The organism is Streptomyces ipomoeae 91-03, from assembly GCF_000317595.1.
Lineage (GTDB): Bacteria > Actinomycetota > Actinomycetes > Streptomycetales > Streptomycetaceae > Streptomyces > Streptomyces ipomoeae.
This window is the reverse complement of record NZ_AEJC01000097.1, coordinates 17,454-30,630: the sequence shown is the minus strand read 5'-3', so window position 1 is coordinate 30,630 and position 13,177 is coordinate 17,454. Positions and strand designations below refer to the sequence as shown.

Below are 13,177 nucleotides of genomic sequence, written 5' to 3'. Positions count from 1 at the left end.
CGTCCCGTCCCCGACCGGTCCATCCACCCACTCGGGTGGACACCCCGCGTCCCACCCCGGCCCACGAGACCCCGGAACCGCCCGAGCCGCCGCGCACCCCCTCATGGCTGGGTCGTGAGGCGGCGAGTCCTGCCGTGCCGCCGCAGCCCGCGCGGACCCGGGCGAGCACGTCACGGCCGGCCCGACCAAGGGTCGGTCTGGCGGAAACCCTCTCGGCCGCGGCGATCGTGCTGGTGCTGACGATCTTCCTGCTGCCCTGGTGGGCGGCCTTCGGCCTCACGGCCGCCGCCGGGATCGTCGCGTATCTGCGGGACAGGGGACCGTCGGATCGGCACCGGGGCCTGCACCGCTGATCCTCGGAAGAGGCCCGCACCGCTGATCCTCGGCAGAACCGCCCCTCACCGCTCCAGCAACATCCGCTGCAACTCCCGCGCCGCCCGCGGCGGAGCCACATCGCTGCGGTGGGCCAGGGCGATCGTGCGGTGCAGACCGGGACGGGCCAGCGGGGTCACCCGTAGGCCGCGCCCGGAGCGGGTCGCCACCATGCGGGGGACGACGGCGACACCCAGGCCGGCGCGGACGAAGCCCAGGACCGCGTCCATCTCGCCGCCCTCCACCGCGAAGTCCGGCTCGAACCCCGCGGAGCGGCACGCGGCGACCGTGAGTTCGCGCAGGTCGTAGCCGTGCCGGAACATCACCAGGCGCTCGCCCTCCAGATCGGGGATACGGACGGTACGGCGGCCGTTGCCCGGCCTCGGCGCGTCCGGGGACGACACCACCACCAGGTCCTCGCGCAGCAGCTCGACCGTGGTCAGCGCGGGGGAGGGGGTGGGCAGCGGGAGGACGACCAGGGCCAGGTCGAGGGCGCCGCGCGCCAGCTGCCGTACCAGGTCGTGGGAGCCGCCCTCCTCGATCAGCAGCCGGATGCCGGGGTAGCGGTCGTGGAAGGCGCGCAGCACGTCGGGGAGCAGACCGGTGCACAGGCTCGGGGTCGCGCCCAGCCGGACCCGGCCCCGGCGCAGCTGCACCAGCTCCTGCACCTCGTGCCGGGCGGTGTCGGTGTCGGCGAGGATGCGGCGGGCCAGCGGCAGCAGCGCCTCACCGGCGTCGGTCAGGGTGATGTTGCCGCGCGCCCGCAGGAAGAGGTCCGCCCCCAACTCCCGTTCCAGGGCCTTGATCTGCTGTGACAGCGAGGGCTGGGCGACATGCACCAGCTCGGCGGCCCGGGTGAAGTGCCGGGTCTCGGCGACCGCGACGAAGTACTGGAGCTGCTGGAACTGCATCTCTCCACCATATGGGACGATAGGCTGCAGCTATCGAATCCAGCTGTTTCATGTCTTGGACCGATGGGGTGGCGCGGTCCTAGCGTCTTTCCCATGGCTCTGGCAACGCGGACGGAACGGGCGGAACGGGCGGAACGAAAACCGTCCCTGGCGCGCTCGGTGTGGGACAGCTCCCTCGGCAAGAAGACGATCATGGCCGTCAGCGGGCTGATCATGCTCGCCTATCTGGTCGTCCATATGCTGGGCAACCTCAAGATCTTCTTCGGCTCGGACGAGTTCAACGGCTACGCGCACTGGCTGCGCACGCTCGGCGAGCCCTTCCTCCACCACGAGTGGGCCCTGTGGATCGTCCGTGTGGTCCTCGTCGTCGCGGTCGTCGCCCACGCCACGGCCGCCTACCAGCTCAGCCGTCGCGACATCAAGGCCCGGCCCACCAAGTACGCGCACAAGAGGCCGCGGGCGAGCTACGCCACCCGCACCATGCGCTGGGGCGGCATCATCCTCGGCCTGTTCATCGTCTGGCACATCCTCGACCTGACCACGGGCACCGTCCACCCGGGCGGCTTCCAGTCCGGTCACCCGTACCAGAACGTCATCGACACCTTCTCCACCTGGTACGGCAACGTCATCTACATCGTCGCCATGCTCGCGCTCGGCCTGCACATCCGGCACGGCTTCTGGAGCGCCGCACAGACCCTCGGCGCCGGCAGCCGCACCCGCGACCGCGCCCTGAAGACCACCGCGAACGTCCTCGCGCTCGTGCTGACCGTGGGATTCGTCTCCGTACCCGTCGCCGTCATGACCGGAGTGGTGAGCTGAACATGACTACAGCCTCCGAGTACGCGCACTACACGACCGGCGAACCGGTCGTCGACGGCAAGGCACCGAAGGGCCCGATCAACGAGCGCTGGGACCGGCGTCGCTTCGAGGCCAAGCTGGTCAACCCGGCCAACCGCCGCAAGCACACCGTCATCGTCGTCGGCACCGGCCTCGCGGGCGGCTCGGCGGGCGCCACCCTCGCCGAACAGGGCTACCACGTCGTCCAGTTCTGCTACCAGGACTCCCCGCGCCGCGCCCACTCCATCGCCGCGCAGGGCGGCATCAACGCCGCGAAGAACTACCGCAACGACGGCGACTCCGTGCACCGGCTGTTCTACGACACCGTCAAGGGCGGCGACTTCCGGGCACGGGAGTCGAACGTCCACCGGCTGGCGCAGATCTCGGTGGAGATCATCGACCAGTGCGTGGCCCAGGGAGTGCCGTTCGCCCGCGAGTACGGCGGTCTCCTCGACACCCGCTCCTTCGGCGGCGTCCAGGTGTCGCGGACCTTCTACGCCCGGGGCCAGACGGGTCAGCAGCTGCTGCTGGGCGCGTACCAGGCGCTCTCGCGGCAGATCGCGGCCGGCAACGTGGAGATGCATCCGCGCACCGAGATGCTCGACCTGATCGTCATCGACGGGCGGGCGCGCGGGATCGTGGCCCGGGATCTCATCACCGGCCGCATCGACACATACTTCGCCGACGCCGTGGTCCTGGCGAGCGGCGGCTACGGCAACGTCTTCTATCTGTCGACCAACGCCATGAACTCCAACGCCACCGCCGTGTGGCGGGCCCACCGGCGCGGCGCGTTGTTCGCGAACCCCTGCTTCACCCAGATCCACCCCACCTGCATCCCGCGCACCGGCGACCACCAGTCCAAACTGACGCTGATGAGCGAGTCGCTGCGCAACGACGGCCGCATCTGGGTGCCGAAGGCCAAGGGCGACACCCGCCCCGCCGACCAGATCCCCGAGGACGAGCGCGACTACTACCTGGAGCGCATCTACCCGTCCTTCGGCAACCTGGTGCCGCGTGACATCGCCTCCCGCGCCGCGAAGAACGTCTGCGACGAGGGGCGGGGCGTCGGCCCCGGCGGGCAGGGCGTGTACCTGGACTTCGCCGACGCCATCGAGCGCATGGGCCGGAAGGCCGTCGAGGCCAAGTACGGCAACCTCTTCGACATGTACCAGCGGATCACCGACGAGGATCCGTACGAGGTGCCGATGCGGATCTACCCCGCCGTGCACTACACGATGGGCGGACTGTGGGTCGACTACGACCTCCAGACCACGATCCCCGGGTTGTTCGCGATCGGCGAGGCCAACTTCTCCGACCACGGCGCGAACCGGCTCGGCGCCTCGGCCCTGATGCAGGGACTCGCCGACGGCTACTTCGTCCTTCCGGCGACCATCAACGACTACCTCGCCCGGCATCCGCACAGCGAGCCGATCGGCGCCGAACACCCCGTCGTACAGGAGGTGCTGGCCGAGACCGAGGACCGGCTGAACCTGCTGCTCGCCGTCGACGGCGACCGCACGCCCGACTCCTTCCACCGCGAAGTCGGCGAGCTGATGTGGGAGTTCTGCGGCATGGCACGTACGGAATCCGGGCTGCGCAAGGCGCTGGAGCGGATCCCGCAGATCCGCGAGGAGTTCTGGCGGCGGATCAAGGTCCCGGGCACCGGCCAGGAGTTCAACCAGTCCCTGGAGAAGGCCAACCGGATCGTCGACTACCTGGAACTCGCCGAGCTGATGTGCCTCGACGCCCTGCACCGCGCCGAGTCCTGCGGCGGGCACTTCCGCGAGGAGTCCCAGACGCCGGACGGCGAGGCGGAGCGCAAGGACGACGAGTTCTCGTACGCCGCCGCCTGGGAGTTCACCGGGACCGGCACGGCTCCCGTCCTGCACAAGGAAGACCTCGTCTTCGAGTACGTCCACCCCACCCAGCGGAGCTACGCATGAAGCTCACCCTGCGCGTCTGGCGGCAGAAGAACGCCGACGCCGAAGGCGCCATGTCCACGTACGAGGTGGACGACATCTCCCCCGACATGTCCTTCCTGGAGATGCTCGACACGCTCAACGAGGAACTCATCCTGCGCGGTGAGGACCCGGTGGCCTTCGACCACGACTGCCGCGAGGGCATCTGCGGGGCGTGCTCCCTGGTCATCAACGGGGACGCGCACGGACCGGAGCGGACGACCACCTGTCAGCTGCACATGCGGTCCTTCTCGGACGGCGACACGATCGATGTGGAGCCGTGGCGGGCGTCGGCGTTCCCGGTGGTGAAGGACCTCGTCGTCGACCGGACGGCGTTCGACCGGATCATCCAGGCCGGGGGGTACATCACGGCGCCGACCGGGTCCGCGCCGGAGGCGCATGCGACGGCTGTGCCGAAGCCGGATGCGGATTTCGCGTTCGAGCACGCCGAATGCATTGGGTGCGGGGCTTGCGTGGCCGCGTGTCCCAATGGGGCGGCGATGTTGTTCACTTCGGCCAAGGTCAATCATCTGAACGTCCTGCCTCAGGGGGCGCCCGAGCGGGAGAGCCGGGTGTTGGACATGGTGGCCCAGATGGATGAGGAAGGGTTTGGGGGGTGCACGTTGACGGGGGAGTGCGCCACGGCTTGCCCGAAGGGGATTCCCTTGGTGTCCATTACCAATATGAACAAAGAGTGGCTGCGAGCTGTTCGGAAGAGCGGTCGGTAGCGCCGTAGGGGGTCTGTTGCTTTCGAGCTGCGCGTGCGTTGTGGCTGGTCGCGCCCACGCGGCGGAGCCGTAAATCGACACAGCCCCGCGCCCCTTTGGGTCGCGCTGCAGTTAAAGCCAGTTGAAAAGTTTGAGACGTTCGCCGAAACGTGCGGACGAGCGGGGCCGGGAGTGGTGCTCAAATCCCGGTCCCGTTTCGCTTTCCCGTGTTCCAGGCATTCAGCATTCCCACATCCACTCTCCGGGCTGTGGTCACTCGGCTGTCAGCCGGCGTCGGAAAAAAAGGGTCGGCGGATCGCACGTCCCCAGGTCCGCCCCTGATGCCGCCTAGGCGGCCCGTGACCGGGAGATGCCATGACCGCCTCCACCCTCGACAGCCCGCCGCAGCCCGTGGCGCCCACCCGCTACACCGTCACCCTGGCCCGCAGTGAGGAAGACGTCCGGGCCGCGCAGCGGCTTCGGTACGACGTGTTCGCCGGGGAGATGGGCGCCCTGCTGGCGTCGCCGCAGCCGGGGCTGGACGTCGACTCCTTCGACGCCTACTGCGACCATCTGCTCGTCCGGGACACGCTGACCGGACAGGTCGTCGGCACCTACCGGCTGCTGCCGCCCGAGCGGGCCGCGGTCGCCGGACGGCTGTACTCGGAGGGCGAGTTCGACCTCGGCCCGCTCGACGCGATCCGCCCCTCGATGGTGGAGGTCGGCCGGTCCTGCGTGCACCCCGACCACCGCGACGGCACCGTGATCAGCCTGATCTGGGCCGGGATCGCCCGCTACATGGTCCAGGGCGGCCACGAGTGGCTGACCGGCTGCTGCTCCATCCCGCTCGCCGACGGCGGGGCCCTCGCCGCCGGCACCTGGGACCGGGTGCGGACCAAGAACCTGGCACCGGAGGAGTTCCGGGTACGGCCGCTGCTGCCCTGGGTCCCCAAGGGCGAGGCCCCCGAGGGCCGCACCGAGCTGCCACCGCTGCTGCGCGGCTATCTGCGGCTCGGCGCCTGGGTCTGCGGCGAACCCGCGCACGACCCGGACTTCGGCGTCGCGGACATGTACGTGCTGCTGTCGATGCGCCGGGTCAACCAGCGCTACCTGCGGCACTTCCTCTCGCTCGTACCGGCGGCCTGAACCGATGAGCGTCTGGCTGCCCAGCGCGCCCTGCACCCCGGGGGCGTGCGTGGAGGCGAGCGCGTCCGTCACCGCCGTACCGCGCGCGGTGCTGCGGCTCACCGCCGTCGTGGCCCTGATCGCCGGCGGGCTCCTGCTCAGCCTCCTCGGAGCCAGGATCCCGGCGCGGGCGGTCAGGCGCTGGTGCCGGTGGATCGTACGGGCCTCCGGCGTCCGGGTACGGATCTCCGGAGAGGCCGCGCCCACCGGCGGGCTGCTCCTCGTCGCCAACCACGTCTCCTGGCTGGACATCCCGCTGCTCGCCGCCGTGCGCCCGGCCCGGATGCTCGCCAAGTCGGAGATACGGCAGTGGCCCGTGGCCGGCCGGCTGACCGCCCGCAGCGGAGCCCTGTTCATCGACCGGGCCCGCATCCGCGCCCTGCCCGGGACGGTCGCCCGGATCGCCGAGGCACTGCGCGGCGGTGCCGCCGTCGTCGCCTTCCCCGAGGGCAGCACCTGGTGCGGGCGCGCCCAGGGGTACTTCCGGCGGGCCGTCTTCCAGGCCGCGCTCGACGCGGGCGTGCCCGTGCAGCCGGTACGCGTCCGCTACCGGCGCCTCGACGGAGGGGCCAGCACCGCGCCCGCCTTCGTCGGGGACGACTCCCTGCTCACGTCGGTGTGGCGGGTGGTGTCGGCTCGGGGTGTCGTCGCCGACGTCGAGGTACGACCGGCCCTCGCGCCGGGCAGCCATCTCGACCGGCGGGCACTGGCGCGGGCCGCCGAGTCCGGTGTGACCGACGCGCACGACCTGGTCGTCTGCGCGGCGGGTGCGCACGGCGGCCACGGAAAGACGTCGGTGCCGGTGGGGATCAGCCGAGCCCCGCGACCCGTGCCAGCCGGCCGTAGGACTCCAGCAATGCTTCGCGGTCGTACGTACTCGTCGTGACCAGGACCTCCTGGGCACCCGTCTCCTTGACCACCGACTCCAGTTCGTGCGCGACCTGCTCCTCGGTGCCGTACACATGTCCGGAGAGCCCGGACTCGTAGAGGCCGCGCTCCTTGGCCGTCATCACCCGCCGCTCGACCTCCTCCGCGGGGGCGAGCGGCGGGAAGGTGCCATGTGTACGGGAGTACGCCATGGCCCAGGCCTCGGGGAGGAGGAGGCGGTGGGCCCGCTCCGGGCTGTCGGCGACGGCGATCGTCCCGGAGACGACCACGTACGGCTCCTCGGCCCATGGGGACGGCCTGAACCCGGCGCGATAGCGGTCGATGCCGCGCCGCATCCTGTCGCGGTCGCGCAGATCACCGATCACCATGGGCAGCCCCGCCCGCGCGGCGATCGAGGCGCCCTCACCCATGGTGAGCAGGAACGGGGGTACGGCCATGCCCTCCGGGGGCCGTGCGTGCACCCCCGTCGGGGACGTGCCCCGGAACCAGCCGAGCAGTTCGTCCAGCTGCCCCGCGAAGTCATCGGCGTCGTCCTTGTCCCGCCCCAACGCCCGCCGTACACCGTCCGTGAACCCGACGGACCGCCCGAGCCCCATGTCGATCCGCCCTGGGAACAGGGATTCGAGGACACCGAACTGCTCCGCCACGACCAGGGGGCGGTGGTTGGGCAGCATCACCCCGCCGGTGCCGACGCGGATGGCCCGGGTGGCTGAGGCGACGGCACCGGCCAACACGGTGGGCGCGGACCCGGCGACACCGGGCACGCCGTGATGCTCGGAGACCCAGAACCGGTGGTAGCCGAGCTGCTCGATGTCCTGTGCGAGCCGCACGGTGTCCCGCAGCGCCTCGGACGCGTCATGGCCCTCACGGACACGAGAACGGTCGAGGACGGAGAAACGGACGGAGGAGAGCACGGAGGTCACACGGGGTTCAACACTTACGGGCCGTGGAGATTCCCCGCGCCCCAAAGGAGCGCGGGGCTGTGTCGATATGCGGCTCCGCCGCGTGGGCGCGACAAGCCACGACGGACCCGCAGACGTTCTACGGGCCCGTCGTGGCAGTTCCTGTCGCGCAATTCCTCGCAGAGTGCTACCGACGGTTGTCACCCACGGTGATCCCCGTCGTCTTCGCCGCCTCCACGTTCTCGTAGACCACCTCACCCCCAGCCACCTTCCAGATCTTGATCCGGAAGGTGTCCGGCCCATCCGTGGCGGTGATCCGGAACGCATACCCGCTCTTGCCGTTCACCGTGCCCGTGCCCTGGTACACGGCCTTGGAGCCGGTGACCACCAGCCAGTCCGACCCGGTGGAGCGGAACTTCAGCTTGCCCCGGCCGAAGTCGAGCGTCGCCTTCCCGGTGGGCACCGCGCTGAACCACTTGTACTTGGCGGAGAAGGAGAACTCCGCCTTGCCGGTCAGCGCCGGCTCCGCCGGATACGCGCCTGCCGGGGAGGCGAACGTGCCGGCGCCGGTCGCCGGACCCGCCGCCCGGTCGTAGACGATCAGCTCGGGAAGCGTGGTGCTGTCCGAGGCGCCGTCGTCGTCGGTGACCGTGACGACCGGGCGGTGGATGCCCGCCTTGGTGTAGGTGTGCTCGGCCCGGCAGCCGGAGGCGGTGCCCTCGCCGGCGGTGGGCCGTGTGCCGTCCTTCCAGTCGACCTCGCAGGTGTGGGTGTCGGAGGTGCCCGGGTCGCCGAAGGCCGCGGTGACCGTGGCGCCCTTGCCGACCGACACCGGGGACTTCGGTCCGCCGGCGGAGGTGATCGCCGGGGCCGCGTTGGTGACCTTCACGGTGGCCGAGTCGCTGCTCCTGCCGCCGGTCAGGGTCACCGTGAAGGTGCCGTTGTCCGTGCAGGTGACCGTGGTCTTCGCGGAGGTGGCGTCGGCGAAGGCGCAGGGCGCACCGTCCTCGACGGTCCACTTGGGGCTGCCCGCCCCGGAGACCGTGCCGCCGAGCTCGATCCGGTCGCCCTCCTTGCCCTCGGTGTCCTGCCCGGCGCGGGCGATGCTGACCGGGTCGATGCTCTCCAGGGTCGGGACGACCTTCTTGATCAGGCCGTCGGCGTCGAACTCCAGCTTGTCGATGGTGGTTTCGCGGTGGGTGCCGTCGCCGCCGGGGATGGCGAAGCGGTGGTAGACGATGTACCAGTCGTCGGTGTTCGGGACGTGGACCACCGAGTGGTGGCCGGGGCCCTTGATACCGAGCGAGAGGTCCTTCTCCAGGATCACGCCCTGCTTGGTCCAGGGACCGGTGGGCGAGGAGCCGGTGGCGTAGGCGACCCGGTAGTTCTCGTCACGTGTGTCGTTCTCCGACCACATGAAGTAGTAGGTGCCCTTGCGCTTGATGACGAAGGTGCCCTCGTTGTAGCCGCTGGGCGTGATGTCGGTGACCTTCGAGGCGTCGAAGGAGACCATGTCGTCGTTCAGCGGTACCACGTACGCGCGGCCGTTGCCCCAGTAGAGGTACGACTGGCCGTCGTCGTCCGTGAAGACCGCCGGGTCGATCATCTGGCCCGTGTAGTCACCGGCCTTCAGCAGCGGCTTGCCCAGGGCGTCCTTGAAGGGGCCGGTGGGCGAGTCGGAGACCGCGACGCCGATGTTCGCGTCGGCGCAGAAGTAGAAGTAGTACTTGCCGTTCTTCTCCTCGATCGTCGGCGCCCAGGCCCTGCTGTCCGCCCAGGAGACATCCGGTCCGAGGTCGAGGATGACGCCGTGGTCCTTCCAGTGGACCAGGTCGGTGGAGGAGTACGCCTTGAACTGCGTACCGCTCCAGCCCTCGAAGCCGTCGGTGGTCGGGTAGATGTAGAAGGTGTCGCCGAAGCGGACGACGTTCGGGTCGGCGTTGAGACCGGGCAGGACCGGGCTCTTCATGACGACCGCCGAGACCGTCCAGGTGCGCTTCTTCCCGTCCGAGCCCGTGACCTCGTACTCCACCGGCTCGGTGAAGTCGTGCAGGGTGCCGGAGGCGGGGCTGATGCTCGCGCCGTGGGCCAGGGTGAACTCCGGTGCCAGGGCGGTGACGTCACTGCCCTCGGTCAGCGGCAGGACGACCTTGCTGTCCTTGTCGTCGACGATCGCGTCCACCTTGAGCGCCGGGTGGGTCGCCGCGGCGATGCCGGTGGTGTTGCCGGCGAGCTCCAGGACCTCGGCGGGCGTCAGGGCCCGGTTGTAGATCCGGAAGTCGTCGACCTCGCCGCCGAAGTACGGGTCCGGGGAGTACAGGGACTTGCCGATGTAGCCGGAGTAGTCCTTGGCGGAGTCGTACAGCTCGGACGGCTTGATGGTGACACCGCTCACCCGGGCCGCCTCGGCGCCGTCCACGTAGAGGATCGCCGTCTCGGTCGCGCCGTTCAGCGTGACGGTGATGTGCTTCCACTCACCCTGGGTGAGCCGCGAGCCGCCGATCATCTGTTTCTCACCGGACCAGGTGGCCTTGGTGATCGCGGAGAACAGTTTGCCGCCGCCGTTGGAGGGGGTGGCGAACAGGTACTTGTTGCTGTCGGGGCCGAGCCCGAACAGCCACTGGAAGTTGTCGCCGCCCTTCCACTTGACGTAGGTGGAGACGGTGACGCCACCGGCGTCCTTCAGTACCCCGTTCGGGATCTTCACGTACGGCGAGCTGGAGCTGCTGTTGCCGCCGGACATCTTGAACGAGCCGCCGTCCACGCCGGTCCCGAAGTCGGGCGTACGGACGTAGGTGCCGTGGTAGCCGTGGCCGCTGGAGTCACGGGCGATGTTGCCGCCGGTCTCGTCGAAGTCGTAGTGCAGGACCAGGTCCGCGGGAACGTCCGGGCCCTCCTCGGAGACGGTGACCTCGGCGCGTACATCGATCGTGGCGTCGCCCGGCAGGGTGCCTTCGACCGTGAACGTCCCGGCCTGCGCGTACTGCGACGCCGGGACGTCGGCCCAGGTGACGGCGATGGGCCGCTTGACCCCGTCCGCGGACTCGGCGATGACGGTGGCGGGCAGCACCGGCGCCTCACCGACGCGCGTCTCGACCTTGACGTCCTCGACGCTCTTGACGATCTGGTCGGGCTGGTAGGTGCTCAGCAGCCGGTCGTACTCGGCCTGCGTCACCGGCAGCACCGTGCCGTGGCGGGGCTTGGACGGCAGGTCGTACGACGAGGCCGGGGTCCATACGCCGGAGGCGAGGTCGGTCGTCTCGAAGGGGATGTAGCCGCGTCCGCCGAACTCGTCGAGGAACGCGTACCACTTCTCCTCGGTGTTGGACTTGAACACCAGCGGGCCCTCGGCGGCGCTCATCGCGCCCTTGCCGATGCCCTCGGCGACCGCGTCCCAGGACAGGTCGAGCAGCGAGTCGCTCTTCTCCTCGAAGATGAACTTGCTGTTGGGCGTGGAGGAGGTGTTGTTCCGCTCGTCCTTGGAGAGACGGAAGTATGTGCCGCCGTGCTGGATGACCGTGGAGTCGATCACCGAGTAGCCGCGGTCGACCCAGACCTTGGGTTCGCTGAAGGTGTAGAAGTCGCGGGTGGTGGCGTACATCATGCGGTTGTACGTGTCGCCCGAGTGCGCCGCGTTGTCGTACAGCTTCGACGCCCAGAAGACCACGTACTCGCCGAGCTTCTCGTCGTAGTACGCCTCGGGGGCCCAGGTGTTGCCCGCGCTGTCCGGGGAGACCTTGACCAGGCGCTGGTCGGTCCAGTTCACCAGGTCGGTGGACTCCCAGACCATGATGGACTTGCTGCCGGTGCGCTGCGAGCGGTCCCAGTCGCCGTTGCCGTAGATCCTGAGGTCGGTGGCGATCTGGTAGAACTTGTCGCCCTCCGGGGAGCGGATGATGAACGGGTCGCGCAGGCCCTTCTCGCCGAGCGTGGACGTCAGGACGGGCTTGCCGTCGTTCAACTCGCGCCACTTCAGCGGGTCGTTGCCCTTGCTGAGCGCGAAGTAGAGCTGCTCGCCGTCCGAGGTGCCCTCGCCGGTGAAGTAGCTGAACATATAGCCCTTGAGGGCTTCCTTCTTCGGCAGTTCCGGCACCTTCGCGGTGAAGGCGCGGGTCGTCTTCGCGTCGCCCTTGGTGACCGTCGCGGTCAGCTCGACCGTGGTGGCGCCGTCGCCGTGCGAGGGACGGTGGACCACACCGTCGGCGGCGACGACGTCAGCGTTCGCGGAGGACCAGGCGACCTTGGTGCCGTAGGTGCCGTCCGTGGGGAGCGTGAGGTTGCCGCGTACGTCGTCGAGGTTGTGGACGCTCAGCGCCTCGGCGGCCTGCTCGGTGGCCGTCTTGTCGTCGAAGGCGGGCAGGACCGTGACCTCGAAGGTCTTGGTGTCGGTCACGGTGCCCTTCTTCAGGGTCGCCGTGAGCGTGGCGTGGCCGTTCGGTTCACCGGCGGCGGGGCGGGTCACCGCGCCGGAGTCCGAGACCACGGAGGTGTTGTCGCTCTCCCAGCTGATGGACGAGCCCCCGGCCGTGCCCGTCTTCGGCAGGGTCAGGTCGGCGGTCACACCGCTGGTGTCGCCCAGGCTGAGGGCGGCCTTGTCGTCGGCGACGCCCTGCGTGGCCACGGGGAGCGAGAGCTGCTCGACCTCGGTGGCGGCGAGGGCGCGGTCGTACACCCGGAAGTCACGGATCTTGCCCTTGAAGAGCTTGTCACCGGAGTAGACCGACTTGCCTATGTAGTTGGCGGTGGTGGTGCCGGAGCCGATGGCGCCCGGGGTGATGGTGACGGAGGTGTTGCGGCCGACCTCCACGCCGTCCTCGTACAGCACGCCCGTGTTGCCGGTCTGCGTGTAGGTGAGCTGCTTCCAGACCGCGCGGGTCAGGTTGTGCGAGTCGGAGGGCCTGGTCGTCTGCTCGGTCGACCAGTTGCCCGTCGCGATGGAGGTCCGGAGCGAGTTGCCGGTGGCGAAGAGGTACCCGTTGCCGTTGCTGCCGCTGGAGTTGCCGAAGCCGTAGATGAAGTACGGGGTCGACTGCGACTCGTCGATCAGTACGTCCATGGAGACGCTGATCGAGTTCATGCCCTTCATGACATCGTTCGGCACCTTGATGTAGGTGTCGGAGCCGTTGAAGGCGAGGCCCTGACCGGTGCCCGACCAGCCGGCGGTGCCGTTCACCGTGCCGTTCCTGCCGTGGCCGGAGGCGTCGGCGACGGTGGTGCCGGAGGTGGCGTCGAGCTTGTACCAGAGGGCCAGACCGTCGGTGATCTCGGCGGTGTCCGCCGCGTACGCGGGCGCGGTCGGACCTGCGAGGCCCAGGAGCAGCGACGCGGCGGTCAGGCCGGCGAACGGCCCCGCCCAGCGTCTCGCTCGGCCGCGCAGGCGTGCGATATAGGTCATATGGAGTTTCCCTGCTGAGAGC

The 13,177-nt window shown here is 69.6% G+C and carries 8 protein-coding genes and 1 pseudogene; 6 read left to right on the top strand and 3 right to left on the bottom strand.

What is annotated here, in order from left to right:
• A pseudogene (locus STRIP9103_RS49785) lies at positions 1 to 353 on the top strand (hypothetical protein); the annotation flags it as partial.
• A 45-nt stretch (positions 354 to 398) separates the two neighbouring features.
• Here the strand turns inward: STRIP9103_RS49785 and STRIP9103_RS06300 are convergent.
• The gene (locus STRIP9103_RS06300) at positions 399 to 1,283 is read right to left on the bottom strand and encodes a LysR family transcriptional regulator (RefSeq protein ID WP_009301082.1); all 885 of its coding nucleotides are present in this window, start codon (positions 1,281 to 1,283) and stop codon (positions 399 to 401) included.
• Between the two features lie 147 nt (positions 1,284 to 1,430).
• Between STRIP9103_RS06300 and STRIP9103_RS06295 the strand changes: the two genes are divergently transcribed.
• The 5 genes from STRIP9103_RS06295 (at position 1,431) to STRIP9103_RS06275 (ending at position 6,856) form a co-directional block, all read left to right on the top strand.
• Complete coding sequence (locus STRIP9103_RS06295) at positions 1,431 to 2,102, top strand: succinate dehydrogenase (RefSeq protein ID WP_048819800.1); 672 nt, start codon at positions 1,431 to 1,433, stop codon at positions 2,100 to 2,102.
• Positions 2,103 to 2,104: 2 nt separating this feature from the next.
• Entirely contained in the window at positions 2,105 to 4,063 is a 1,959-nt protein-coding gene (locus STRIP9103_RS06290) for a fumarate reductase/succinate dehydrogenase flavoprotein subunit (protein WP_009301065.1), read from the top strand.
• Positions 4,060 to 4,806: a succinate dehydrogenase/fumarate reductase iron-sulfur subunit gene (locus tag STRIP9103_RS06285; protein ID WP_009301094.1), complete on the top strand. Its 747-nt coding sequence runs from the start codon at positions 4,060 to 4,062 to the stop codon at positions 4,804 to 4,806. Before STRIP9103_RS06290 ends, STRIP9103_RS06285 begins: the two co-directional genes overlap by 4 nt.
• Before the next feature lie 354 nt (positions 4,807 to 5,160).
• Entirely contained in the window at positions 5,161 to 5,931 is a 771-nt protein-coding gene (locus tag STRIP9103_RS06280) for a GNAT family N-acetyltransferase (RefSeq protein WP_009301092.1), read from the top strand.
• Positions 5,932 to 5,935: 4 nt separating this feature from the next.
• Complete coding sequence (locus STRIP9103_RS06275; RefSeq protein ID WP_048819796.1) at positions 5,936 to 6,856, top strand: lysophospholipid acyltransferase family protein; 921 nt, start codon at positions 5,936 to 5,938, stop codon at positions 6,854 to 6,856.
• On the opposite strand, the gene STRIP9103_RS06270 is transcribed toward STRIP9103_RS06275, so the two are convergent.
• Together STRIP9103_RS06270 and STRIP9103_RS06265 are read right to left on the bottom strand one after the other, a co-directional pair.
• Positions 6,780 to 7,781 (bottom strand): LLM class flavin-dependent oxidoreductase, encoded by a 1,002-nt coding sequence (locus STRIP9103_RS06270; protein WP_009301072.1) that lies wholly within the window; start codon positions 7,779 to 7,781, stop codon positions 6,780 to 6,782. The two genes, STRIP9103_RS06275 and STRIP9103_RS06270, sit on opposite strands and share 77 nt — an antisense overlap.
• 166 nt (positions 7,782 to 7,947) lie before the next feature.
• Positions 7,948 to 13,155 carry a family 43 glycosylhydrolase gene (locus tag STRIP9103_RS06265; RefSeq protein ID WP_009301102.1) on the bottom strand — a complete coding sequence of 1,736 codons (5,208 nt, stop codon included), beginning with the start codon at positions 13,153 to 13,155 and terminating at the stop codon, positions 7,948 to 7,950.
• Positions 13,156 to 13,177: the final 22 nt, after the last annotated feature.